Annotated in this window: 16 protein-coding genes (1 of these 16 running past the window's edge); 7 read left to right on the top strand and 9 right to left on the bottom strand. The window is 68.3% G+C overall.

Features of this window, described 5'->3' with window-relative positions:
* Window positions 1-673, top strand: partial view of a hypothetical protein gene (locus UCD39_RS15805; protein ID WP_330496918.1) — the 3' portion only. 176 nt of this gene lie to the left of the window's left edge; the window shows 673 of its 849 coding nt (coding positions 177-849); its start codon lies beyond the left edge, outside the window; its stop codon occupies window positions 671-673.
* A gap of 11 nt (window positions 674-684) precedes the next feature.
* Here the strand turns inward: UCD39_RS15805 and UCD39_RS15800 are convergent, their stop codons facing one another.
* From UCD39_RS15800 to UCD39_RS15775, 6 genes are all read right to left on the bottom strand, one after another.
* Window positions 685-1,293 (bottom strand): ECF-type sigma factor, encoded by a 609-nt coding sequence (locus UCD39_RS15800; RefSeq protein ID WP_330496917.1) that lies wholly within the window; start codon window positions 1,291-1,293, stop codon window positions 685-687.
* A 136-nt stretch (window positions 1,294-1,429) separates the two neighbouring features.
* On the bottom strand, window positions 1,430-2,224 hold the full coding sequence (locus tag UCD39_RS15795; protein WP_330496916.1) for a helix-turn-helix domain-containing protein: 795 nt from the start codon (window positions 2,222-2,224) through the stop codon (window positions 1,430-1,432).
* A 338-nt stretch (window positions 2,225-2,562) separates the two neighbouring features.
* The gene (locus UCD39_RS15790; protein WP_330496915.1) at window positions 2,563-5,400 is read right to left on the bottom strand and encodes a protein kinase domain-containing protein; all 2,838 of its coding nucleotides are present in this window, start codon (window positions 5,398-5,400) and stop codon (window positions 2,563-2,565) included.
* Between the two features lie 115 nt (window positions 5,401-5,515).
* On the bottom strand, window positions 5,516-7,576 hold the full coding sequence (locus UCD39_RS15785; RefSeq protein ID WP_330496914.1) for an alpha/beta hydrolase domain-containing protein: 2,061 nt from the start codon (window positions 7,574-7,576) through the stop codon (window positions 5,516-5,518).
* A 58-nt stretch (window positions 7,577-7,634) separates the two neighbouring features.
* Window positions 7,635-8,852 carry an AGE family epimerase/isomerase gene (locus tag UCD39_RS15780; protein WP_330496913.1) on the bottom strand — a complete coding sequence of 406 codons (1,218 nt, stop codon included), beginning with the start codon at window positions 8,850-8,852 and terminating at the stop codon, window positions 7,635-7,637.
* A 122-nt stretch (window positions 8,853-8,974) separates the two neighbouring features.
* Complete coding sequence (locus UCD39_RS15775) at window positions 8,975-10,195, bottom strand: ROK family transcriptional regulator (RefSeq protein ID WP_330496912.1); 1,221 nt, start codon at window positions 10,193-10,195, stop codon at window positions 8,975-8,977.
* Between the two features lie 366 nt (window positions 10,196-10,561).
* On the opposite strand from UCD39_RS15775, the gene UCD39_RS15770 reads away from it, so the two are divergent.
* The 5 genes from UCD39_RS15770 (at window position 10,562) to UCD39_RS15750 (ending at window position 20,352) form a co-directional block, all read left to right on the top strand.
* Window positions 10,562-15,397, top strand: a complete 4,836-nt coding sequence (locus tag UCD39_RS15770; protein ID WP_330496911.1) for an alpha-2-macroglobulin family protein — start codon at window positions 10,562-10,564, stop codon at window positions 15,395-15,397.
* On the top strand, window positions 15,394-17,499 hold the full coding sequence (pbpC, locus tag UCD39_RS15765; RefSeq protein WP_330496910.1) for a penicillin-binding protein 1C: 2,106 nt from the start codon (window positions 15,394-15,396) through the stop codon (window positions 17,497-17,499). Before UCD39_RS15770 ends, pbpC begins: the two co-directional genes overlap by 4 nt.
* Window positions 17,500-17,583: 84 nt before the next feature.
* Window positions 17,584-19,260, top strand: coding sequence for an alpha-L-fucosidase (locus tag UCD39_RS15760; RefSeq protein WP_330496909.1), 1,677 nt, complete (start codon window positions 17,584-17,586; stop codon window positions 19,258-19,260).
* A 97-nt stretch (window positions 19,261-19,357) separates the two neighbouring features.
* Window positions 19,358-19,942 carry a glycosyltransferase family 2 protein gene (locus tag UCD39_RS15755; protein ID WP_330496908.1) on the top strand — a complete coding sequence of 195 codons (585 nt, stop codon included), beginning with the start codon at window positions 19,358-19,360 and terminating at the stop codon, window positions 19,940-19,942.
* 50 nt (window positions 19,943-19,992) lie between these two features.
* A complete protein-coding gene (locus tag UCD39_RS15750; protein ID WP_330496907.1) occupies window positions 19,993-20,352 on the top strand; it encodes a hypothetical protein in 360 nt (119 codons plus the stop codon).
* 222 nt (window positions 20,353-20,574) lie between these two features.
* On the opposite strand, the gene mgrA is transcribed toward UCD39_RS15750, so the two are convergent.
* From mgrA to UCD39_RS15735, 3 genes are all read right to left on the bottom strand, one after another.
* The gene (mgrA, locus tag UCD39_RS15745) at window positions 20,575-21,618 is read right to left on the bottom strand and encodes an L-glyceraldehyde 3-phosphate reductase (protein ID WP_330496906.1); all 1,044 of its coding nucleotides are present in this window, start codon (window positions 21,616-21,618) and stop codon (window positions 20,575-20,577) included.
* Window positions 21,619-21,789: 171 nt separating this feature from the next.
* The gene (locus UCD39_RS15740) at window positions 21,790-23,472 is read right to left on the bottom strand and encodes a methyl-accepting chemotaxis protein (protein ID WP_330496905.1); all 1,683 of its coding nucleotides are present in this window, start codon (window positions 23,470-23,472) and stop codon (window positions 21,790-21,792) included.
* Between the two features lie 214 nt (window positions 23,473-23,686).
* Window positions 23,687-24,145: a MarR family winged helix-turn-helix transcriptional regulator gene (locus UCD39_RS15735; RefSeq protein WP_330496904.1), complete on the bottom strand. Its 459-nt coding sequence runs from the start codon at window positions 24,143-24,145 to the stop codon at window positions 23,687-23,689.
* 145 nt (window positions 24,146-24,290) lie between these two features.
* On the opposite strand from UCD39_RS15735, the gene UCD39_RS15730 reads away from it, so the two are divergent.
* Window positions 24,291-24,671 carry a tautomerase family protein gene (locus UCD39_RS15730; protein ID WP_330496903.1) on the top strand — a complete coding sequence of 127 codons (381 nt, stop codon included), beginning with the start codon at window positions 24,291-24,293 and terminating at the stop codon, window positions 24,669-24,671.
* Window positions 24,672-24,792: the final 121 nt, after the last annotated feature.

Genomic DNA, 24,792 nt, shown 5'->3' with positions numbered 1-24,792 from the left:
CCTGGGCCGGTGCGAGGAGATCACCCGCACCGCCCTGACCCTGCTGGCGAGGCGCCTGCGGCGGCCGGCCCATCCGGTCGAGCACGCCCTGGCCTCCTTCCAGCGCCAGGGGGGGCGGATCCGCAGCATCTGGGGGGCCCTGCGCGGTACCTACTTCCAGAACGCCTTGCAGATCGGCAGCCTGTATGCCGACGTGGCCAACGACACGGTGGTCATCACCAAGCCCAAGGTCGAAATACTGCCGATCATGGACTGCGGCCTGGCGCCCATCCGGGACATCGACCATTTCATCGAGATCGCGGGAAAGTATTGGGGAGCGGAGATTTTCCCCAATCTGGTGGTGCCGGAGCTGGCCCCGCTCTTCCCCATGATCAGCCGCATCCCCGGCCAGTCGGCCCGGCTGCAAATGGGCTGCGATTACATGATCGCGCTGTTCCGCCGCGATGGCTTCCGGGGGCCGGAGGCCTTCCTGGCCACCGCCGCCCCACCGCCCTCTGACCTGGTGGACGAACTGCGCGGCCTCTGTCCCGACACTCTCCAGTCCGTCACGCCGGAGCTTGGGCGCGACCGGGCCGTCGCAGCCTGCCGGCGGGCCCGGGAGGGCGGCACCGCTCGGGATGAGGCTTGGCGCGACCGTATGGTCCTGGACATGCTGAGCATACGGCGGTTGTAAGGTCGCATCCCTCAGGAGGGCAGGCGATGAGGCTGGACCGCCACCGGCGCGTCATTCGCATCGGCGTTCAGGGACAGGGCATGCAGCAGCCAGGCCCGCGCCTTGGTCCAGTCGCGGCGCACCGTGCGGTCGGTGATGCCCAATGCCTGGGCGGTTTCCGCCTCGCTGTAGCCGGCGAAGAAGCGGCATTCCACCACCCGGGCCAGGCGCAGGTTGAGGGTGGCCAGTTGGCCCAAGGCGTCATTCACCTCGAGGATGCGGCTATCGCTCTGGAAAGAGCTGTTGGGCAGCATCTCCTCCTCCAGGGGCAGGACTGTGGCCCCGCCGCCGCGCTTCCCGGCCAGCCGGTCGCGGGCGCGGTTGACCAGGACATGGCGCATGGCCAGCGCCGAGGCCCGCAGGAAATGGCTATGGTCGTTAAAGCCGGTGGTGCCCCGCAGCCTCAGATACGCCTCATGGATAAGGGCGGTGGTCTGCAGGGTATCGCTGGGCAAACGCCGGCGTTCCCGCCGCGCCAGCCGGTGCAGGTCTTCATAAAACAGGGGCAGCAAGGCGTCGGCCGTGCGGACGACCTCGGGATCGTCGCTGGGGACGACCAAATCCTGGATGGTGTCGGACATGAGGGGCAAGGGGGCGGAACTGCAGGTCGATCAATACGATAGCATAGTTCCGCCGCGACCCCGCAAGCGTCCATCGGAGGCAGGGCGGCCCCGCGCTGCTCTCCCATTCGGACGCCTGCACGGATAAGTATCCGCCTTATCGCAGGTCGCGTCGCCAAGCCCCTGGAGGCTTGCCGACGTGCTGGGTGAACACGCGGGTCAGATGGGACTGGTCGCTGAAGCCGCAAATGATGGCGATCTCCGCCAACGGCAGGGCGAAGTCTGCCAGCAGCCGCTTGGCATGCTCCAGTCGGCAGGCTGTCAGCCAGCGATGCGGCGTTTCCCCCACCGATTGGCGGAATGCCTGAAGGAAATAGCCTGATGACAGTCCCAGGTCCGTTGCGATCTCGCGCAGCGAACGACCGTCCTGCACCGAGGCGAGCAGCATTTCCTTCGCCAGGCGCTCCTGGCGGGGGCTGAGCCCGCCGCGCGAGCGCGGCTGGCTCTCCAGCCCGCCATAACGTTGGGCGATATGGGTGCACAGCGCCAGGATGACGTGCTCGACGAAGAAGGCGCCGCTTTCACCGGCCTTCAGGGCCGGCAGCAGACAGGCGCCGAGGCGCAGCGCGTCCTCGTCCACCTTGCCGTCTGGGCACTGCAAGGCCGAGATGAGCCGCGCGTCATAGCGGCGCGACAACTCGTTAAGCGCCGCCCGCGGAATGCAGATGGCCAGCATGTCGAAGGCGGACGTCATCAGCCAGCGCGGGCGTTGTTCCAGATGCACGATGGACACGCCGCCGGTGGCGTACGGCCTCACGATGTCCTCCCGCTCCCCCTGCCAGGAACGGTGGCTGCCCAGGGGGGCCAGTTGCAGCAGGATAAGGAAGGTGTCCTCCGGCTCGAAGGGCAGGGTGGGATGGCTGCCTGGCGCGGACGAGGTCAGCCGTGTCACCGTCAGGCTGGCATTCGCATGGCGGCAATCGACCGATAGGCGGGGGCCTGGGGGTAAATGGAAGCGCCGCGCCAGATGCGCCGTTTGGCTACTGCATCCACGGCCCCGCATTCGGGCGCTGTCACCGAAGGAGGGGCCCCCGGAGTCCTTGAAGGTGATGGCGGGAGGCAGGTTTAAGGCGACCGCTGGATAGTCGGGATACTGGGCTGGATACGACATGTCCGGGACTTCCTTTCGGGTGGCGCCGAGGTCTCCTCAATGGGCACCCCATACGGCAGGGTGGTGGTCCGCTTGAGAAAACCCGGGCGCCCGACCAAACCGGACACGGGACGGTGAAATTAATTCGGCGAGCTAATTTTTTCGGCCACGGCCAGCGCATCGCGCGCCTGCCGGAGGACGATACTTTCCGGCGCGTCGGTGCGCTGGGCATCCGCCAGGGCCTGGGATGCGTCGTCCCTGGCCCCCGCCCTGTCGCCAGCGGCCAGACGCACTGCGCTGCGGGTCAGCAGCAAGGTGGTATGGACGCGGACATCGTGCGCCGCCCGCAGGTCGTCATAGGCGGCTTGGGCGCGTTCGATATCGGCCTTTGCCTCCGCCACCTTTCCTTGGCCGAGCATCAGTCGCGCCCGTCCGGTCCAGGCCAGGGTCGGCGTGATGGACGTTAGACGCAGTCGCGCCTCATCATGGATGGCGTCGTCGAACACCAGCGCCGCGTCCTCCATGTTCTCCTGGGACAGCAGGTACCATCCCCACTGGCCGCGCAGATCCTGGGTGTCCTGGCCGTTGGGCTCCTTGGCCATGTTTTCCGCCAGCAGCTGGGACAGCATGACGTGCGCGTCAGGCTGTCCCAGCCGGGCGCTGGCCAGCGCCAGCCCCAATCTCAGTCGCCGCATGTCACGCGGGTCGTCGGGCTGGCTTTCAAAGATGGGCCGTAGCCGTTCCAGGATGGGCAGGGCTTCGCCCGCCCGCCCCTCCGCCGTCAGGCTGTTGGCGTACAGCAGCTGGACCTGCGCGGCGGTGGTGCGGATGTCCGGCGAATCTGGCGCCGGGTTATCGCGGATTTGCGCCAGCAGCGTGTCGTACAGCGCCAATGCCTCGGCGCGCCGGCCCAGCTTGTGCAGCAACTTCGCGCGCTGGGCCAAGGCGAACCAGTAAGAGGGGCCGACGCCGCTTTCCGCCAAGGCCAGCGGGGCTGCCCGCTCGTAGTTCTTCTCCGCCTCGCCGGTGCGCCCCAGCCGCTCGAAAATCACGGCCTGGTTGACCAGGATGGTGGCAATTCCGACGCCGCCCGCCTGGTCGGTCGCCCGCCGGTGATCAAGGGCTTTCTGATACAGCGCGGCCGCCTCGGCGTAGTCGCCCGTCTGCATGCGCAGGATCGCGGCGTTCTGCAGAGCCCTGATATAGTCCGGGTCGCCTGGCGCATGCCGTTCATACAGCGCGATCGCCTGGTCCAGCGCCTGCCGCCGGGCCGACTGGTTGTCGGGCCCGCTTTTCAACAAGGCCGCCTGCGCCATCCACCACTGGGCGCGATATGCCGTCTCGTCGCGGCCAGACGTGCGCAGCACGGCGTCCAGGGTCGCCATGACCTGTCGCGCCTTGCCCATATCGTAAGCGGTCATGGCGCCCCAGGCTTCGTCAAACAGGGAGTCGATGACGATCGGATGATCATCGCCGTAAAGCTTGCGGCCCAGGTCGGTTCGTTGGGCGGCGATCCGGGTGGCGCTTTCGGCGTCGTCCAGCGACTGATAAAGCTGACGGGTGATGCCATACAACTCCAGGGCCAGGCCGGGGTCTTGCGCGAACTCCCGCTCCACCCGGCTTACCCCCAGATCCACCAGCTTTTCCGCCGGCACGTCGCGTCGGCGACGATCGGTGGGAAAACCGGCGTCAGTGGCGCCGAACAGGCTGACGACGAAGGCCTTGATGGTCTCCGCCCGGGCCATAGCCTTTTGCGCCCGCAGATACTGCCAGGTGACGCCGCCCAAGCCCCCCAGGACGGCCAGGATCAGCAGCCCGCCCGCCGCGATGGGCAGACGGTGGCGCCGGACGAAGCGTCCCGCGACATAGAGGCGGGAGCCGGCGCGCGCGGACACCGGCTTGCCCAGGCGCATGCGCTCCACATCCCGCGCCAAATCGTCCACGGTCTGGTACCGCTGCCCCGGTTCCTTGCGCAGGGCCTTGGCGACGATGGCGTCTAAATCCCCCGTCAGATCCTTCAAAGGCACCGGCGGGCTGCCATCGGATCGCGCGGCGAACTGGGATAGCGGCGGCGGCGCCTCCTGCAAGGCGGCACGGACGGCCAGGGCCAGCGGCATGCCCTCCAGCGTCCAGGGCCGCGCGCCCGCCAGGAGTTCATAGAGCAGCATGCCCAGGGCATAGGCGTCGGTGGCGGTGCTGATGGGGCCACCCAGCAATTGCTCCGGCGCGGCATAGCCGGGGGTGAGCGGGGCCACCATCGTTTCCGCGATGGCCTCATCGCCGGTGGCGATGCGCTTGGCTATGCCGAAATCCAGCAGCTTCACCTGCCCCTGGGGCGTCACCAGCACATTGCCGGGCTTGAGATCCCGGTGGACGATCAGGTTGCGGTGGGCATAGGCGACCGCGTCGCACACGGCCAGGAACAGCGTCAAGCGGCCATCGAGGTCGATCCGCCGGTCACGGCACCAAAGGGTGATAGGCTGCCCCTCCACCAGTTCCATGACCATGTAGGGTTGGCCGTCCAGCAGGCCCCCGTCCAGGATGCGGGTGATGGCGGGGTGATCCAGCCCCGCCAGGATCTGCCGTTCCGCCTGGAAACGATCCATATGCTCGACGGCTTCCCGCCGGATCAGCTTCAACGCCACCTGCTGCTCGAAATGGCCGTCCGCCCGCTCCGCCCGGTAGACCTCGCCCATGCCACCCCGGCCGATGGCCTCGACGATGCGATAGGCGCCGACGCGCTGTCCTGGCACCAGGTTGGTCAGTGGTGTGGCCGGGGCGTCCTCCGTATAGGTGGCGGGTCGGTCCAGCCACGTGTCCTCCCGTGCGGCCTGGTCCAGCAGACGGCGCAATTCGGACAGCATCGTGGCGTCGTCCCCCGCCAGGCGCAACAAAGCGGCTGTCCGGTTGCTGGTGGGTACGTCCAGCAACTGGTCCAGCGCGGCCTCGATACGAGGCCAGGCGGCCTTGGCGTTCATCGCACCCTGTCCTTCCGGGATTGTTGATATCGATACCATACACTGGCGGACGCGGGACGATTTCGGGATTATTTTGATGCGGTCAACGCACCAGGGAAGCCTGCGCCGACGCCCATCAGGGACTAAAAAGATAGCCGCAGCGCTGGTCGTCGGGGCTGTGGGCCATGATGCGGTCGTAGAGCGCGGCCTGGTTCGCCAGCAGACCGTCCGCCTCCTCCGTCAGCACCCAGCCAGCGGCGATCGCGCGGGCGATGGCGGCCTTGGCCTTGGCCACGAAGTCGGCGCGGGTGGGATAGCGCGCCGCCAGCGATGGCCGGGGGTCGTGCGCGGCAACCCGTTCCGCCTCCGTCCGGGCGAAGGGCACGAAGGACCCGTCAAAGCGGCCTTGGTAGGTGGCGAAGCCGGTTTCCGGCGCCCGCAGGTTCCAGCCGGTGTGGGTGCCCAGCGGCACCTCCAGTTCCACCGGCCGGATGCCGCCCCGGTCGTTGCCGTCGGCGTCGGGGGCGGGAACGCGGGTGGGGTAGGGGAGGCCCCGCGCCGGCGGCACGGTGTCGGCGATGCCCTGGGCGTAGCGCGGGCCGAAGTCCAGGCGCGGCGGCATCAGCGGGCTAGCGGGTGGGGTCAGGCCCGGGACCTTGGGAAAGGCGGCCTTGTAGGTCTCGGCCGGGACCAGGGTGCCGTCCGCGAGTTTGGGCACCGCGCTGTCCGGCGGCGGGGCCTTACCCTGCACCCAGTTGTCCAGCGCCACCACGAGGGCCCGCTCCACCGGATAATGGTTGGTGGTGTTGACGCAGGCGGTGAAGGGCTGGCGGTCGTGGCTGCGGCCGACGTAATGCTGCGACCCCGCCAGCATGTAGATGCGGGCGTTCGGGTCGATGGCGGCGTCCGCCTGGCCGTCCGGGGTGATGTGCAGCAGCGAGGCGGAGCGGTTCCAATACTCCGCCGAGGTGTTGGCGAAGATCATCTTGGGCAGGGGCCCCGCCGCCCGCGCACCGTCCAGCAGCGACCCTGTCGCGCCCGAAACCGGGTCGGTCGAGGTGACGGTGGTGAAGGGAAAGGCGTCGGAAAAATAAATCTGTTCCACCAGCGGGCTGAAATGCCGCGTGGCCAGGCCGAAACGCTGGTTGAACCCGCCCTTGCCGGCCCCCGGCACCTGGGCGTAGGCGCCGTCGAAGGCCGGCCGGCCCTCCTCATCCCGGTTCCAGCCGTTGTACAGCATGGTGTCGATGACCCGCCCGGACTGCGAGATGCCGAAGATCAGCGCGCGGTCCAGCGGCGGCTGTCCGGCGAAGGGCTGGGTCTTGAAAAAGGACAGCAGGTCGCGGATGCCGGCCAGGCCCACGCCCACCACGTAGGGATCGCGGGAGGGGACGACAAGCTCATAGATTTTACCGGTCTGGAAGCCGGCTTCCAGGCGCACCTCCACAGGCGGTCCGCCCTCCGGGTTCTCCACGAAGGTCCAGGCGCTGCGGGGGATGGGGTGGCGCGTCGCGTCGGGGCCGTCCCGCTCCGTCAGGACGGCGTCGGGGGCGCCTTCCGTGGCAAAGGGATAGGGGGTGCCCTTCATGCCGACGTAGGGCGCGGTCTGGGCCGCCTTGTCGACGATGAACTCATAGGCGACCTTGCCGATGATGGGCTTGCCGCCTCTGTCCCGGGCCACCGGGGGTTTCAGGATGAAGGGTTTGTCCAACGGCCCGCCCGGCTGGACATCCCAGGTCCAAGCGGACCACAGCAGGGTGAAGCCGCGCTTGAAGAAGAAGCCGTTGCCGGTATCGGCCAGGGTGGTGGGGTCGTTGTGCGCCGGGCTGGCGCCGTTGACCTGGCCTAGCGCGGCGATGCCGCCCCGGTTGTTGACGTCGTAAAACAGCGCGCCGTTGCGCCCGCCCGCATTGACGGGTCGCAGCATCATGAAATCCGTGGCGAAGACCACGCGGCCGTGATCGTCCTTGGGGGCCAGCGCCAGGTCGGTGATACGGGCGTTGGCGGGCAGCGCCGGGTCCAACGCGATCCAGGCCGTCCCCCAGATCTTCTCGTATGGGCCCACGGCTCCGAAGGCCGTTCCATCGGCCAGCGCCGTGCGCTCGGTGATTTCCACCCGCTCCACCGCCGCCCGGGCCGGTGCCATCCAGACGGGATGGGCCAGCAACAGGCCCATCAGGATAATCAGACGCCGCATTCCCAACCGCCCCTGTTCATGACGTATGCGCAAGGCTAATGCGGCGTCTGGGTGTTGATCAATCGCGGTGGGCGGCCTCGTCCACGGCCCGGTCAAGCTCCTGGATGGCGCAGACGATGTGGTAGAAGCTGCTGGCCGGGGCCGCCTCCTCGACGAAGGTGCCGTCCGGGTTCAGGCGGTCGCGCCACAGGCCCTTCACTGGCGTGTCGAAGTATTTCATCAGGCCGCGCCCGCCGTTGGCCGCCATGGTCCAGTAGCCGTCGCTGCGGTCGGCGTCGTCGCGGGTGGCCAGGGCCGCCAGCACGGCGGCCTTGATGCGCTCCGTCTGCGGCCACAGGCGGGCGACGGGGTCGTGCGGGGTCAGGTCGTCCAGCAGGGCGTTCATGGCGACACCGCGCGCCGGGTCCACGCCCGGCCCCTCGCCGATGGCCATCATGCGCCAGGCGGCGTCGGCCGCCGCCTTGCTGCCGCTCAGGGCGGACCAGCGCAGCATCAGCCACGACCATTCGAACTGGTGGCCGGGTTCCACGATGCGGCCGGGGGTGCCGGCCTGGGGCCGCCAGTCGCCGTCGAAGAACTCCTTCAGCCCGCCCATGTCGTCGTCGATGAAGCGGGTGAGCGCCAGGCCCACGATCTCCTCCGCCAAGTCACGCCAGCCGGCGTCGCCGCCCTGCTCCATCCAGGCCAGGCAGGCCTCCAGCATGTGCATGTGCGGGTTGGACAGCAGGGGCAGGGTGCGGGGATGGCTCTCCTCGAACCCGCCCTGGGCATGGTGCAGGGTGTCCAGCAGGCGCTGGCGCACGGCCACCGCCATCTCCTCCGCCAGCCGGTTCTCCGGCGTGGCGCTCTGCGCGGCGGCCAGGGCGAACAGGGCGAAGGCCTGGTCGTACAGCACCACGGTATCGTCCAGCGCGGCGCCATCCGGCGCCACCTTGGTGCGGAACAGGCCGTCGGGCCGGCGGTAATGGTTCAGGAAAAAGGTCAGGCCATGCTCGGCCGCCTCGCGCACAGGGCCGTTCCAACCCGACCGGGCGGCGACGGAATAGGAATAGACCTGGCGGGCCTGCACACGCGCCCGGCGGGGGTCGTTGGTGGGCTTGCCGTCCAGGCCCAGCTTCTCATGGAAGCCGCCATGCACCCGGTCCGCCCCCACCTCCCACCACAGGGGATAGGCATGCTCCACCAGCCAGGCCTTCAGTTGGCCGCGAACGGCGGCGGCGTCGAGGAAAGCGGCGGAGGGGGGGTGGACATGCGGCGTTCCTTTCGTCCGGGTCATCCAATATGGGATCGTGACGAAGGCCCCGCGCCCCTGCATGTGGAACCGCCGTACCCCCGTCCTCGACCCGGACCATATCGTGGGGGGAGGAAAATGAAAGTTGAAATATTAATTGCCGGGAGTCAGGCGGCGGCGGTCTTCATCAAGGCGGCGCGCGATGGCAACAGCCGGTCGTTGAAGGGCAGGATGGCGGCCCCCACCGCCGGCGCGTCCATGGCCGTCGCCGCCCGATAGACCGGGGCGATCACCGGAATGGTGCCCGTGTGCGCCCGCAGCCGCTCCGTGATCAGTTGGGCCAAGCGGTCCAACTGCGGCATGGGCAGGCGGCCACCCAGGAAGACGGCTTCCGGATTGACTAGGCAACTGACGGCGATGATGGGCGGGGTCAGCAACTCCGCCGCCATGTCCAGCCACTGGTCCATCAAGCCCTGGCCCTCGGCATCCAGGCCGGCCAACTGGTCCGGCTGGCTCAAGGGATAGCCTTTGGATTGCAGGAAGCTGAACAGCGCGGATAGCGACACCGCCTCCTGCAGGGAGGCCGCGGGCGTGCGGGGGGAGGAGACGGGCAGGAATCCGATCTCGCCGCTGCGGCCCTGTGCGCCCCGGAAATAATGTCCATCGATAACCATGCCGCCACCCAGGCCCCGGCTGATCAGGATGTAGAAGAAGCTGGGGTCGTGCAGTCCATGGCCGAACTGAAGCTCGCCCAGGGCCGCCGCCGCCGCGTCGTTCTCCAGGAACACCGGCAGGGGCAGGATGGCGGAGAACAGCCGCGCGACGTCGACGGTGTTCCAGACATCATAGCTGGCGGGCCGGTTGGGCAGGTTCACCCGGCCCAGGTCATCCGGCACGGCGACGCCGATGCCGACGATGCGTTCCTTTGGGAAGGCGCCGCCCGACAGCAGCGCGTCCACCTGTTCCTTGAAGAAGGCGACCACGGTGTCCGGCAGGGGAAAGTCAATCTCCAGCGTGGCGCGATGGCGGATTTGTCCCAGCAGATCCAGCACCAGCACGGTGACGTGGTCGCGGTCGACATTGACGCCGATGGAGTAGCAGCCATCGGGATTGATGGCCAGGCGCATGGCCGGCTGGCCCCGGGCCCCGTGCAGGCGCCCGACCTCCATGATCAACTGGTCGTTCAGCAGGCGCTTGGTGATGTTGGCGATGGCCGGCGCCGTCAGCCCGGTGATGGTCGCCAGTTCGCTGCGGGTGATGGGGCCGCTGACCCGGATGGCCTGCAGCATGACCCGTTGGTTGTGATCGCCCGCCCGTTCCAGGTTCGTGCCCGACAGGCTGGCGCCCAGCGACGGGTGAAGGTCGGCGGAACGGTGGGGCGCGGGCATCCGGGCATATCCTTTTCAAATTTAACAAAGATTATGGTGGGGATGGTGGTGCAATGCCAGCCCCGACACAATCCCACATTTAACGACGGCCATATGGATGCTTACCGGTGCCACGTCCACCCGGCGGACGGGCCGACTCCAAGGGGACGCTTCGGAAAGAAAGGGCAGCAGCGCAGTCCTAATTTCCCGTCCCGGCAGGCTCTCAATGGCGGAAGCGGCGCCTCCATCCCTTACCTTTACGACATAGTCCCCCGGGTGATGAAAGCCCTGATTGCCGATCGGCCTTGACGCCGCCGCGACGCCGTCGCCAGGATCGGGCGTCGCGGCTCGCCGCCGCCTCGCTTCCCTCATATTCCGGGGTCTCGCATGGGACGCTGCGTCGTGTTGGTCGCCCGTCTGGTCACCGCAATCCTGCTGCTGGCCCCGCCCTGGTGCGGGCCGGCGATGGCGGCGGGAATGCTGGCGCCGTCCGGTACCCTGGCGCAGAGCGACACCGATGCCAGCGGCGCCTGTGTCTGGTTCAACGCCCCCTTGGCGGAAAACCGGGGCGACCTGTCCGCCTTCGTCGCCTTGGATCCGGTGGCGGATATCGCGGTGACGGCCAGTGACCGACAGCTGTGTCTCAGCGGCCTGGAGCCGGGCAAGGCCTATGGCGTCACCGTGCGCGCTGGCCTGCCGGCCGCCGATGGTGCCGTCCTGCCCAAGAACCTGACCTTCCGCCTGGTGATGCACGACCTGCCGGGCAGCGTCCGCATCGCCGGCACCGGTTATGTCCTGCCGCGGGTCGGCAATGCCGGGGTGGGGGTGGAAACGGTGAACATCCCCCGGGTGACGCTCAGCCTCTACCGCGCCCCGGAAACCGCCCTGACCAGCCTGTCCTTGAACCAGGATCCGACGGGCTGGAGTGTCGAGAGTTTGGTGAACGACAAGGTGCGCCCGGTATGGACCGGGACCATGGACACCAAGGGCCAGCAGAACAAGCGCAGCATCACCAATTTTCCCCTGGACCAGGTTCTGAAGGACCGGCAGCCCGGCGCCTACCTGTTGGTGGTCGAGGATGAGAAGCTGGCCAAGAACCGGGACGACATGCCTTACCAGGAGCGCGAGGCCCGAACGGCTGCGCGCTGGTTGGTTGAAACCGATATGGCGCTGACCGCGCTGACGGGTGGGGATGGCCTGACGGTGGTTGCCCGGTCGCTGGCCAAGGCCACGCCCATCTCCGGTGCCCGCGTGGTGCTGGTGGCGCACGATTCCGGCACCCTGGGGGAGGCCAAGACCGATGGCGACGGCATCGCCCATTTCCCCATCGGGCTGCTGCGGGGCAAGGGCGGCGCGCGGCCGGCCCTGGTGGAGGCCTTCGCCGGCGGCCCCTCCCTCATTCCCTTCGCCAGTTCGCCGGCCGATTTCGCCGCCCTGTCGCTGGATCGCGCCGCGTTTGACTTCAGCGCGCGGGGCGCCGATGGCCGGCCCGATCCCGGCCCCCTGGACGCCTATGTCTACACGGAGCGGGGCATCTATCGCCCGGGGGAGGTGGTACACGCCGCCTTCATGCTGCGGGACGCGCAGATCCGCACCAGCGCTGTCGACACCGTGGCGGTCGTCGTCCGGCGCAGCGACGGGGTGGAGGCGGCGCACCTGACGGCCAAGCTGACCAGCGGGGCCGGTACCGTCGACGTGCCCATCAGCGCCGCCGCACCCCGGGGCGAATGGGAACTCGACGTCTATGTCGCGGGCGGTGACGCCGTGGTGGGCAGCGGTAGCTTTGAGGTGCAGGACTTCGTGCCCGAACGCCTGAAGGTGACCATCGGCAAGGCGCCAGCCGCCACGCTGGCGGCAGGCCAGACCGCGACCCTGCCGGTGGAGGCGCGCTTCCTCTATGGCGCCGCGGCCGGCGACTTGCTGGTGGGTGGCGAGGTGCTGCTGGAACGCGACGACAAGCCTTTCGCCAAGTGGACCGATTTCGCGTTCGGCCGCGATGACGACAAGTTCCAGCCACGGATGGGAGAGGTCGCCGATACCCACACGGATGGCGAAGGCAAGGCCCAGGTGCAGGTGCACGTGCCCGAGGCCGGTACGGCCACCGCGCCATTGCGCGCCCTCGTCACCGTGGCGGTGGTCGAACCGGGTGGCCGGGTGACGCGCGACCAGACCGCCCTGCCTGTCAGCTACCGCGCCGGCTTTGTCGGCGTCCGTCCCCTGTTCGCCAACCACAGGGTGCGGGAGGGGGGTAACGCCGATTTCGACATCCTGGCGGTGGACGGGCAGGGAACGCCCCAGGCGGTCAAGGGGCTGCGCTACACCGTCAGCCGGGTTGACCGCCATTACACCTGGTATCGCAGCGGGTACCAGTGGTCCTACAAGTCCAGCGCGCAATACCAGACGGTGGCCAGCGGCACCCTGGACCTGGACGCCGGCAAGCCCGCGCGCCTGAGCCAGCGGCTGGAGTGGGGCGAGTATCGTTTGCTGGTGGAAAACCCCGCCAATGGCGCCGTCACCACCGTCCCCTTCTACAGCGGCTGGTACATGGCGGGTGCCAGCACCGACGCGCCCGACGTGGTGCCCTCGGCCTTGGACAAGGCCGCATACCGGGCCGGTGAGACAGCCCACCTGCGCATCGAGCCGCCCTTCGCCGGGCAGATGCAGGTGGCGGTCGCGGGACAGGAGGTCCACGTCCTGACCACCCGCGCGGTGGGGGCGGAGCCGGTGACGGTGGACATACCGGTGAAGGCGGAATGGGGGGCCGGCGCCTATGCCCTGGTGTCCTTCATCAGGCCGGCGGACAAGGTGGTGGGCCACCAGCCGGTGCGCGCGGTCGGCTTGGCCTGGATTCCGGTAAATTCCGCCCCCAAGGCGCTGACGGTCAGCCTTAACGCGCCCAAGACCCTGCGCCCCCGGCAGAAGGTGGATGTACAGGTGGACGCGGCGGGCGCGGGGGCAGGAGCCTACGTCACCGTGGCGGCGGTCGATGAGGGTATCCTGCAACTGACCCGGTTCCGCAGTCCCGATCCCTTGGCCCACTTCTTCGCCAAGCGCAAGCTGGCGGCGGAGATGCGCGACGATTACGGCCGCCTGCTGGAAAGCCAGGCCGGGCAAACCGGCGTGCTGCGCCAGGGTGGCGACAGCTCGCCGGGTGGGGTGGCTCTGCCGGTGGTCCCGACCCGCACCGTCGCCCTGTTTTCCGGCCTGGTGTCGCTGGACGGCAAGGGCCATGGCAAGGTGACGCTGGACATTCCCGACTTCAACGGCAGCCTGCGCCTGATGGCGGTGGCCCTGGACAAGGACCGCATGGGCATGGCTGAGGCCGCCATGGTGGTGCGCGACCCGGTGGTGGCGGAGGTGATATTGCCCCGTTTCCTGGCGCCCAACGATACCGCGGACGGGACCCTGCTGCTGCACAATCTGGAGGGAGCCGGCGGCGACTATCGCGTGACGCTGGTTGCCGATGGCGCGTTGAGGCTGGCGGGGGATGCCCGGCGCACTGTGACCCTGGCCGTTGGCCAGCGCGTGGTGCAGCCGGTGGCGCTGCGCGGTGGCGAGGCCGGCATCGGGGGCCTGACCTTGCAGGTGGAGGGGCCGGGCGGCCTGAAGCTGCAGCGGTCGTGGCCCATCACCGTGCGCCCGGCGGAGGCACCCATCGTCATGGCCGAGCAGCGCCAGCAGGCGCCGGGCGAGGCGTTCACCCTGCCGCCCAACCTGCTGGACCTCTTCCAGCCCGGTACCGGCAGCATCACCCTGTCCTATGCTAACCTGCCCGGCATCGACGTCGCCGGCCTGATGAAGGATTTGGACCTTTACCCCTATGGCTGCACTGAGCAGACCACCAGCCGCGCCTTGCCCTTGGTCGCCTTCCGCGACCTGGCCCGCCAATTGGGGCTGGAGGGCAATGTGAAGGACCCGGACAACCGGGTGAACACCGCCATAGATCGGCTGTTGCAGCGACAGGACACCACGGGCCAGTTCGGCCTGTGGGCGGCAGGCGACGGTCTGGGGTCAACCTGGCTGCAGATGTACGTGTTCGACTTTCTCACCCGCGCGCGGGCGGCCGGCTATTTCGTGCCGGACATGGCGATGCAGTCGCTGGCCGATTGGGTGACGCGACAGACCGACCGGGGCGTGGGCGCCACGGGGGAACAGGGGGAGGCGCTGGTCTACGGTCAGTATCTGCTGGCCAGGGGCGGCCACGCCACCCCGGCCAACCTGCGCTATATCCACGATGTGACGGGGGAGCAGCTGTCCAACGGCCCGCTGGCCTATGCCCAGCTGGGGGCGGCCCTGCTGGCGTCCGGCGACAAGGCGCGGGCGGACGCGGCGTTCGAGCGGGCGCGGCGGCACCTGGGCCAATCCTCGCATGATTATTACAGCAGTCCGCTGCGCGACGCCGCCGCCACCCTGGCGGTGGCGGCCGAGGCCAACACCACGTCCTTGCAGGAGGCGGCGCTGCGCCTGGCGCTCTCCGGCCTCAAGGAGCCGTGGTACTACAACACCAATCAGAAAAGCTGGCTGCTGCTGGCGGCGCAGGCCATCCTGGCCAAGGGCCAGCCCATCACCCTGACCACCACCGGCTATGCCAAGGCCGCTGCCGGGCGCGCCCTGACCTACAGCCCGACACCGGCGCAGATGGCGGCCGGTTTCGGCGTGGTCAACAGCGGCGCGGCCCCGGTCTGGCGCACTGTGCAACTGCGCGGCGTACCCAAGGAAAGCCCCGGCCCGGTGTCCGAGGGCATCAGCTTAACCAAGGAGGTCTACACCCTGGATGGCCACCCCGCCGGCACCGACCATGTCGCGCGCAACACGCGGCTGGTGGTGGTGCTGACCGGCACGCTGCAGCAGCCTGTGAAGCGGACCCTGGTGACCGTCGATCCGCTGCCGGCGGGATGGGAGATCGAGTTCGTCCTGCGTCCCGTCGCCAAGGGTGGAAAGCCGGACCTGGACTGGCTGAAGAAGCTCAGCAGCGCCGCGGTGGCGGAAGCCCGGGACGACCGTTTCGTCGGTGTGCTTGACGCGGGCCAGCCCTCCTGGTTCGAGGAGGACGAGGATGGGGAGGCGAGTGGCCCCACCCAAAGCTTCCGCTTTGCCTATATCGTGCGGGCGGTGACCCCGGGCCAGTTCGCGTTGCCGCCCGCCTCCACCCAGGACATGTACGACCCGGGCGCTATCGCCCGCACCGCGGCCGGCCGCACCGTGGTGGATGCGGTGCCGTGACATCCGACCCGTCCACCGTATTCCCGCCGGCAGGCTCCCGGCGGGCGCGGGCGGCGCGGTGGGCCAGGCGCCTGGGGGCCGGGGTGCTGGTCCTTGCCGTCCTGGCGCTGGTGGCCGACCGGCTGTTCCCGCCCGATCTGGCGCGCTGGCGGAACCGGTCCACCCTGGTGACGGACGAGAAGGGGGAGGTGCTGCGCGCCTTCATCACCGACGACGACGCCTGGCGGCTGCCCCTGACGGCGGCGGAGGCCAGCCCGCTGTATCTGAAGCTGCTGGTCGCCTATGAGGACCACCGTTTCTACCACCATCCCGGTATCGACCCACTGGCCCTCGCCCGGGCCCTGGCGCAGGCCATCCGCCACGGACGCATCGTTTCCGGCGGGTCGACCCTGACCATGCAGGTGGCCCGCCTGCTGGAGCCGCGCCCCCGGACGGTGTGGGCCAAGCTGGTGGAGATGGCGCGCGCCGTACAGCTGGAGGCGCGGTTCTCCAAGCGCGACATCCTGGGCATGTACCTGACCCTGGCCCCCTTCGGCGGCAACCTGGAAGGGGCGCGCGCGGCGTCCCTGGCCTATTTCGACCGGCCGCCGGCGGCGCTGACGCCGGGACAGGCGGCCCTGCTGGTGACGCTGCCGCAGTCGCCCACCAAGCGTCGGCCGGATTTGGCGCCGGCGGCGGCGCGGGCGGGCCGGGACGGCCTGCTGCGCCGCATGGCCGCCACCGGCGTGCTGACCCGCCAGGCGGCACGGGAAGCGATGTCGGAGCCCTTGCCCCTGGACCGCCGGCCGCTGCCCTTCCTGGCGCCCCATCTGGCTGACCGTTTGCGCCGTGAGGCGCCGCCGGGTGCCGTCATCGCCAGTACCTTGGACGCCGGCCTGCAACGGCGGGTGGAGGCGCTGGTGCGCGATGTCCAAGGCACGCTGGAGCCCGCGGCGGAGATCGCCGTGCTGGTCATGGAGGTCGGCAGCCGCAAGGCCCGCGCCTATGTCGGGGGCAGCTTCAGCGGCCCCTTCGGCCAAATCGACATGGTGGCCGCCCCCCGGTCCCCCGGCTCGGCCCTGAAGCCCTTCCTCTATGGCCTGGGCTTCGAGGCGCTGGCCCTGCATCCCGAAACCCGCATCAACGACGCGCCGACCATCTTCGGCGACTACGCGCCGCGCAATTTCGATGGCGGCTTTCACGGACTGGTGACGGTGCGTGAGGCGCTGCAACAGTCGCTCAACGTTCCGGCGGTGAAGGTGCTGGACCGGCTGGGCCCCGCCCGTTTCCTGGGTAGCCTGCGCGATGCGGGGGCGCAGATCGTCTTGCCCCGGCCGGACGCCGCCCCCGGGCTACCCCTGGCCTTGGGCGGGCTGGGCCTGAGCCTGGCGGATCTGACCAATCTTTATGCCGACCTGGCCGATGGCGGGCAGGTTCAGCCCCTGCTGCTGACATCGCAAGCGGGCATCAAGCGGCCCGCCCGCCGGCTGATGAGCCCGGTGGCGGCGTGGTATGTGGCGGACATCCTGGCCGGCACGCCCCGGCCTGATGGCCGCGCCGCCGTTGGTGGCCGGTGGCTGGCCTATAAGACGGGCACCTCCTATGGCTTCCGTGACGCCTGGGCCGTTGGCTTCACCTCCACCCATGTCGTCGGGGTGTGGGTGGGCCGGCCGGATGGGACCCCCCGGCCCGGCGCCGCCGGGCGCGATACCGCCGCGCCGCTGCTGTTCCGCTTGATGGACCTGGTGCCGGATCATGGGGGCTCCCCCAATCCGCCGCCGGGTGTGCTGGAGGCAGGCCCTGGCCATGGCTTGCCCCCGGCGCTGGCCCTGTTCGACCGGGGTGGGCCTGGTGTGACGCAAGCCCAGGCTCCCTTGCGCATCGCCTTTCCCCCCGATGGCGCGGAGGTCGAGCGGACGGAAGGTCGTGATGGCGTCCCCATCCCCGTCCCGCTGGAGGCCCTGGGCGGCCAGCCCCCTTTACGCTGGTTGGTCAATGGCCTGCCCCTACAATCCGCCGCCGGGGACGGGGCGGACTGGGTGCCGGACGGCATCGGCTTCGCCGACATCGCCGTCATCGACGCGGCCGGCCAGCGGGCCAAGGCCAGCGTGCGCGTACGATGATGGGCGCATTCGATGCAGCCGCGCGATGGCTGATGTGAGAGGCTGTTTCCGCTTCGTCGATCACCACCACCGATGGCACTGGCCATGACGCTTTCATTCCTACACCGGGTGGATCGCTGTTCCGGGGCCGTGCGCGCCCTATTGCTGGGGGCCGCCGTCTTCATTCCCACGTCGGCCTGGCCCGGCATGGCGGGGGCGCAAGGCGGGGCGCCGCCCGCCACAGCCCCCACCGCGACCTCCCTCACGCCGGAGCAGAGGGATGCCACCTGGCGCCAGGCCACCAAGGGGGCGCGGGAACGGGACGCCTTGCTGAAAAAGGTGGCGGCGGGCGATGCCGGCGGGCCCTTCCGGCCGGATTGGGACTCCTTACGCACCTGGCAGGTGCCGCCATGGTACGCGGACGCCAAGTTCGGCATCTTCATCCACTGGGGCGTCTATTCCGTGCCGGCCTTCGGCAGCGAATGGTATTCGCGCCGCATGTACATCCCGGGCAGCAAGGAATACCAGCACCACCTGGCGGTCTATGGCCCGCCCGACAAGTTCGGGTACAAGGACTTCATCCCCTTGTTCAAGGCGGAGAAGTACGATCCGCGCGCCTGGGCCGCCCTGTTCCGCGCGGCGGGTGCCCGTTACGTTGTGCCGGTGGCGGAACATCATGATGGCTTCGCGATGTACGCCACCCGCCTGTCCGACTGGTCGGCCCTGCGCATGGGCCCCAAGCGCGACCTGATCGGTGACTTGGCGCGGGCGGTGCGGGCCCAGGGCCTGCGCCTGGGACTGTCTTCCCACCGGGCTGAACATGACTGGTTCTTTGGCGAGGGGCGCAAGATCGCGTCGGACGTGAACGACCCGCGCTACGCCGACCTCTATGGCCCGGCGGAGGCGCGCCTGACGGCCGAGGATACGGGCGACGCCCAGATGACGGGTGATTTCACCTACGTGTCCACCGCCTGGCTGGACGATTGGTTGGCGCGTACGGCGGAGCTGGTGGAGGACTACCACCCCGACCTCATTTACTTCGACTGGTGGATCAGCCATCCGGCCTTCCGCACCACCCTGCCCAAGTTCCTCGCCTATTATTACAATACCCAAGGCCGGCGCGGGGCGTCGGCGGTGGTGAATTACAAGGAGGGGGCGCTGGCGGCGGGCAGCGGCGTGGCGGATGTGGAGCGGGGGCTGATGCCCGATATCCAGCCCCGCGTCTGGCAGACCTGCACATCCCTGGGCGACTACAGCTGGGGCTATATCGAGGGGGAGCGCTACAAGTCGCCGGAGAAGGTCATCCACCTGCTGGCCGACATCGTGTCCAAGAACGGCAATTTGCTCTTGAACATCGGCCCGCGTGCCGACGGCACCATCCCGGAGGAGGCGCAGGACAGGCTGCTGGCCATTGGCGCCTGGCTGAAGACCAATGGCGAGGCCATCTACGGCACCCGGCCGTGGCGCCAATTCGGCGAGGGACCCGCGCGGATGGCCAGCGGTTCGTTCAAGGAGGGTGAGACGGACAGGCCCCTAGGGCCGGAGGATTTCCGCTTCACCGTCAAGGGTGACACCCTCTACGCCATCGAGATGGGCTGGCCGCAGGACGGGCGGGCCGTCATCCACGCTCTGGCGGCGGGCGAAACGGTCAAGGCCGTCACCCTGCTGGATGGCGGGGCCGGCCAAACCATTTCCTTCCACCAGGATGGGGATGGTCTGCACCTGATGGTGCCTAAACAGGCGCCCGGCGACTACGCCTTCGTCTATCGCATCGAACGCTGAGCGGGTTAGCTCGTCCGTGTTATGGCGGAGGGCATACTGGTTCCGCGCGTCACCCCGCTTTTATAGTTTATTCCAGGGGCGCGGGTGGCAAAGGCTAATGGAAGAGATCGAATTTTTAGCGGGCTGGGAACAGTGCGTAGGGCATGTCGAAATCAACAACCCGGCCGTGCGGTTGCCCCGCGTGAGCATTTGCGCCATCGTCAAGAACGAAGGCGATTTTCTGCTGGAATGGGTCGCCTACTACCGGCTGATGGGGGTTGACCGCTTCGTCATCTATGACAACGGCAGCACCGATGGCACGCGTCTGCTGTTGGACCGCATCGCCGCACGCGCCGGCATCACCGTTGTGGACTGGCCGTCGGCCGCCGGACACGCCACGCTGCTTTTCCCCGAAGCTCGCGATGTCGTGATGTCGCTTCCCAATCCGCAGGATTTTGATTGGTGGGGAAACACGACGCTGGGGCCGCAATTGCGCGCCTACAACCATTTCCTGACCTACTTCGGGGGGAAACCGACTGGGCGCTGTTCATCGACGCCGATGAATTCGTCGTCAGCCGGGAAGGACTTTCCCTGCCGGCGCTGGCGGCGACCTATGGTGCCGATCCCGGCGTGGGGGCGGTGGCGATCAATTGGCGCTACTTCGGTTCCGGCGGGCAGTTGGAACCCGACGGCCGGTTGGTGACCGAGCGCTTCACCCGTTGCGCTCCCGCACGGCACAATGGGCATGTCCATATGAAGACGTTTGCGCGGATGGCCGCCGTGGATCGCATGCTCATCCATTCCGGATGGTTGCGGGAGGGGTGGCGCTATGTCGATGACCTGGGGGCCGCCGTTGAACTGCGCGACCACGCCTTTACGCCCGACATTTCCCACGCCCGGCTGTACATCCATCACTATTCCGTCAAGTCGCGCTGGGAGTTCGAGCGCAAGCGGGCGCGGGGGCGGGCCCCGTTCCCGGATCACCACCCGCACAAGCATGAAGGATTGGACGACGCGTATTTCCGCCGTCAGGACCTGAATGATGAGGAGGATGTGACGCTGCTTCGCCACGTTCCGGCCGTGAAGGCGGAGATGGCGCGCCTTCTGGGCTGAAACGACGCCCCTTTCAGACAAAAGGGCGATGAGGCGTGCAAGCGCCAGGATGCCATCCGGCGTACCTTTTCCAGGCGGCGGCGGGGTGCCCCCCGCACTTTTATCACCCCGTCGCCTTCCTCCCCATGGGCGGACCCCGCGGCCCCTGCCGCGCCGCCAGACTTGATGCCCGCGCCCATCATCCAGGGCGCGGGCATCACTTTATCGTGGAGGACCGGTCCCTTACTCCGGCGTGCTGGCATCGGACGAGCGCTGCCAGATGTTCAGGCCGGTATCGACGGCATGGGCGTCGATCTCCGCCAGCTCCGCATCCGTGAACGCCAGGTTCTTCAGCGCATCCAGGCTGTCGTCCAACTGGGCTACGGTCCGGGCGCCGATGAGGGCGGAGGTGACGCGGGCGTCGCGCAGCACCCAGGAGATGGCCATCTGCGCCAGGGTCTGGCCGCGCCGCTCGGCGATGGCGTTCAGGGCGCGCACATGCGCCAGCGCCGCCGGGGTCAGCAATTCCTCCTTGAACGACCCGCCCTTGGCGGCGCGGGCGTCGGCCGGCACGCCGTTCAGGTACTTTTTGGACAAAAGGCCCTGTGCCAGTGGGGAGAAGGCGATGCAGCCGATACCGGCATCCTTCAAGGTGTCCAGCAGGCCGCCCTCGATCCAGCGGTTCAGCATGGAATAGCTGGGCTGATGGATCAGGCAGGGCGTGCCCATCTCCTTCAGCAGGGCGGCGGCCTTGGCCGTCATGTCGGCTGAGTAGGAGGAGATGCCGACGTACAGCGCCTTGCCCTGGCGCACCACCTGGGCCAGGGCGCCCATGGTTTCCTCCAGCGGCGTGGTTGGGTCGACACGGTGGGAATAGAAGATGTCGACATACTCCAGGCCCATGCGGCGCAGGCTCTGGTCCAGGCTGGCGATCAGGTACTTGCGCGACCCGCCGATGCCGTAGGGGCCGGGCCACATGTCGTATCCGGCCTTGGTGGAGATGATCATCTCATCCCGGTAGGGGCGGAAATCGGTGGCCATGACGTGGCCGAAATTCTCTTCCGCCGAGCCATAGGGCGGACCGTAGTTGTTGGCCAGGTCGAAGTGGGTGACGCCGCGGTCGAAGGCGCGGCGCAGGATGGCGCGACCGGTTTCGAAGACGTCGGCGCCGCCGAAATTGTGCCACAGGCCCAGCGAGATGGCGGGCAGGTCCAAGCCGCTGCGCCCGCAGCGGCGATAGGGCATGGCCTCGTAACGGTCGTCGGCGGCACGGTAGAGGGATTGCATGTCTCAGGCTCCAGCTAGGGGCGGTGACCGGGGCACCATAAGGGGATCACCGGCGGGCTCCAAGGCGGCAGTTGGTCAACAACCCAGGTCGCCCTCCTGAAACGCAAAGAAGGCCGGCAACGGGATCAACCGTCGCCGGCCATCGTTTTGTCAGCGGCCGGCGGCCTGCCTTCAAGCCGCCTTGATGGCGGCCAGGAAGCGGCTGACATGGGCTTGCAGCACGTCGGACTGTTCCGACAGGTCATGGGCGGCGCCCAGCACCTGGGTGGCGGCGGCACCGGCCTGCCCGGCCGCCTGGGTCACGGCGCCCAGGGCGTCGGCCACGCCTTGGGTGCCGGTGGCGGCCTGGCCCACATTGCGGCTGATTTCCGTGGTCGAGGCGCCCTGCTGCTCCATGGCGGCGGCGATGGAGGTGGAAATGCCGTTCACCTCCTCGATCACCGTGCCGATGGCCTGGATGGCGCTGGCGGTACGCGATGACACCTGCTGCACGGCCATGATCTGCGCGGCGATGTCTTCGGTCGCCTTGGCCGTCTGGTTGGCCAGGCCCTTCACCTCCGCCGCCACGACGGAGAAGCCTTTGCCAGCCTCACCGGCGCGCGCCGCCTCGATGGTCGCGTTCAGCGCCAGCAGGTTGGTCTGTTCCGCGATGGTCTGGATCAGGGTCACGACCTCACCGATGCGCTGGGTGGCGTCCGTCAGGCCGGCGACGGTGGCCATGGTCTCACGCGCATCTATGCTGGCGCGGTTGGCGATGGTCTGAGCATGCACCACCTGGCGGTTGATCTCCGCGATGCTGGCCGCCATCTCTTCCGCGGCCACGGCCACGGTTTGGACGTTGGCGGTGGTCTGCCCGGCGGCGGCGGCGGCGCTGGCCGACTGGCGGTTGGTTTCCTCGGCCACGCCGGACATGCTTTGGGCGGCGGTGTCCAACTCGGCGGCGGCGCCGCTGAACTGCCGCAGGATTTGGGACGATTGCTGGTCGAAGTCGCTGACCAGGCGATCAATCGCGGCGACGCGGCGGGCTTTGGCCGCCTCCGCCTCCCGCTGGGCGGCCGCCAGGCGGTCGGCTTCCACCAGGCCATCGCGGAATATCTGGACCGCCCGCGCCATGGCGCCGATCTCATCCTGCCGATCAGTGCCGGGAATGGCGGCATCCAACTGCCGCTGGCTCAGCCGCGTCATCGCCGCCGTCAGCAGGCGGGTGGGGCGGCTGGTGGTCAGCGCGGTGACCGCCCCGGCAACGAAGGCCACGGCCAGGGCCAAGCCCAGCGCCACCAGCGTGCCCAGGCGCGAGCTGCCTGTGGTTCGGCTCAGCAAGGCGTAGGCATCCTGGCCGGCGCGGTAGTTCAGGTCCGCCGCCTCCGTCAGCACCTTGATCAGGGCGCGCGTCTGTTCCCGGTTCTCACCGGCGTACAGCTTCAGCGCCGTTTCCCGGTCGCCCTTGTGCAGGGCGTTGATGACCTGGGTGGATGAGGCGAGGAACCGCGGCCATAGTTGGTCGAACTGGTCCATCTGCGGCCGCTCGATGGTGATCAACGGGTCATAGGCCCGGCGGCCCTTGGTCACGCGGTCCAGCTCCTGGGTCACCGTCTTTTCCTGCTCGGCCCGCGCGGCGTCATCGGTGGCCAGCAGCATGCCCTGCTGGAAGCGCCGGGCCTCCAGTACGCCCTGCAGCAGTTCATTGCTGGCGACGATGGAGGGCAAGGCATCGGTTCCCAGGTCGGCGGCGGCCGCCTCGATGCGGGACAGACGCTCCAGGGCGAACAGCCCCAGGCCCAGGGTCACGAGCAGGACCAGCGCGAAGGCCCAGAATATCCGGGTACGTAAGGAAAAATCGACAAGGCGCGGCATGGCTGCTCCTGAAGTGAATTGCGCGGTGGTCCCTATCCATTTCCCACAAGAGATACTTCATTATAGGGAGATGACATGGGGTGTACCTACCCAATTGCTACCCCGGTTAACCGCGTATCCTGTCGCGTGCAGGCGGGCTGCGGCGTTCTGCCGCTGCTCTGGCGTCATTAGATAGAATTTTATTTAAAAGGTTCTGATTGGGGCGGCGCCTTTACTACACCGGCTCCGCCAGGTCCGCTGTTTCAACCTGGCGCAGCACGGTGCGCAAGGTCAGGGCGTTATCGCTGCCGAAGGCGTGCTCGAACCGTGCTTGCGCCGCCGCCCACAGCGGCTGGGCCTGGGCGATCAGATCCCGCCCCTCCGCCGTCAACACCAGGACCCGGCGGCGCTTGTCCGCCGGCGTGATGGTCAGGCACACCAGGTTGCGCTTCTCCAGTGGGCGGAGCAGGTGTCCCAGGGTGGATCTGTCCATGGCCAGCAGGGCCGCCAGATCCTGGATACCTCTGGGCCCGTGGCGGTTTAGGCGGGACAGGATGGAATACTGGTTGATGCCCAGGCCGGTGGGCGCCAGGGCCGCGTCATAGAACTTGGTCAGTCGGCGTGACGCCTGGCGCAAAGCGGCGCAGTTGCACTGCGTGGGTTCGGAGTTGGCGAGGGGGGCGGTATCAGGCATGAACGGTCCTGGTGGAAACGGGCGCCAGCGTATCAGGCGCGCCCGCGGGGACGCTGTCAACGATCATATGGGCAATTACCCGTAAATACGACATGCTCATGATCGGGCAACCCGTTCGGGGTCGCCCGCAACCGGAGGAACACCCATGCCGCTCGCCCGCATCGACCTCGTCAAAGGCAAGTCCGCCGAATACCGCCATACCATCGGCGAAGTTATCTACGAGGCTATGCTCAGCACCCTGAACGTGCCCAAGGACGACCGCTTCCAGATCATCACCGAACATGGTGACAGCGACTTCGTGGCCGATCCGACCTATCTGGGTATTCATCGCAGCCGTGACACGGTGATCATCCAGGTCACCCTGAATCTGGGCCGCACGCTGGAGGTGAAGAAGGCCTTCTACAAGGCGGTGGCCGATGGCCTGCATGCGCGCCTTGGCCTGCGGCGTGAGGATGTGTTCATCAACCTGGTTGAGGTGCCCAAGGAGAACTGGTCCTTCGGCAACGGCGAAGCGCAGTACGCGTGATCCAAGACCTGGGAGGGGGAACTGCGCCCACGGGTCGAAATGTTCTGACAAGCAACCATTTCCGGCGCCACTCAACACCCTCTTTGAGAAGACTCGTTTGTGTGACGCCGGTCCCGCCCGG

It is taken from the genome of Nitrospirillum karajorum, assembly GCF_036348415.1.
Lineage (GTDB): Bacteria > Pseudomonadota > Alphaproteobacteria > Azospirillales > Azospirillaceae > Nitrospirillum > Nitrospirillum amazonense_B.
Note: the sequence above shows the minus strand (reverse complement) of the source record. Positions and strands in the feature narration are given on the sequence as shown.

What these genes read in the sequence shown, in the direction of transcription:
- UCD39_RS15800 (WP_330496917.1), bottom strand. Translation starts at nt 1,293, where the DNA reads ATGTCCGACACCATCCAGGATTTGGTCGTCCCCAGCGACGATCCCGAG.
- UCD39_RS15790 (WP_330496915.1), bottom strand. Translation starts at nt 5,400, where the DNA reads ATGAACGCCAAGGCCGCCTGGCCTCGTATCGAGGCCGCGCTGGACCAG.
- UCD39_RS15785 (WP_330496914.1), bottom strand. Translation starts at nt 7,576, where the DNA reads ATGCGGCGTCTGATTATCCTGATGGGCCTGTTGCTGGCCCATCCCGTC.
- UCD39_RS15780 (WP_330496913.1), bottom strand. Translation starts at nt 8,852, where the DNA reads ATGACCCGGACGAAAGGAACGCCGCATGTCCACCCCCCCTCCGCCGCT.
- UCD39_RS15775 (WP_330496912.1), bottom strand. Translation starts at nt 10,195, where the DNA reads ATGCCCGCGCCCCACCGTTCCGCCGACCTTCACCCGTCGCTGGGCGCC.
- UCD39_RS15770 (WP_330496911.1), top strand. Translation starts at nt 10,562, where the DNA reads ATGGGACGCTGCGTCGTGTTGGTCGCCCGTCTGGTCACCGCAATCCTG.
- UCD39_RS15760 (WP_330496909.1), top strand. Translation starts at nt 17,584, where the DNA reads ATGACGCTTTCATTCCTACACCGGGTGGATCGCTGTTCCGGGGCCGTG.
- UCD39_RS15755 (WP_330496908.1), top strand. Translation starts at nt 19,358, where the DNA reads ATGGAAGAGATCGAATTTTTAGCGGGCTGGGAACAGTGCGTAGGGCAT.
- UCD39_RS15750 (WP_330496907.1), top strand. Translation starts at nt 19,993, where the DNA reads ATGAAGACGTTTGCGCGGATGGCCGCCGTGGATCGCATGCTCATCCAT.
- mgrA (WP_330496906.1), bottom strand. Translation starts at nt 21,618, where the DNA reads ATGCAATCCCTCTACCGTGCCGCCGACGACCGTTACGAGGCCATGCCC.
- UCD39_RS15740 (WP_330496905.1), bottom strand. Translation starts at nt 23,472, where the DNA reads ATGCCGCGCCTTGTCGATTTTTCCTTACGTACCCGGATATTCTGGGCC.
- UCD39_RS15735 (WP_330496904.1), bottom strand. Translation starts at nt 24,145, where the DNA reads ATGCCTGATACCGCCCCCCTCGCCAACTCCGAACCCACGCAGTGCAAC.
- UCD39_RS15730 (WP_330496903.1), top strand. Translation starts at nt 24,291, where the DNA reads ATGCCGCTCGCCCGCATCGACCTCGTCAAAGGCAAGTCCGCCGAATAC.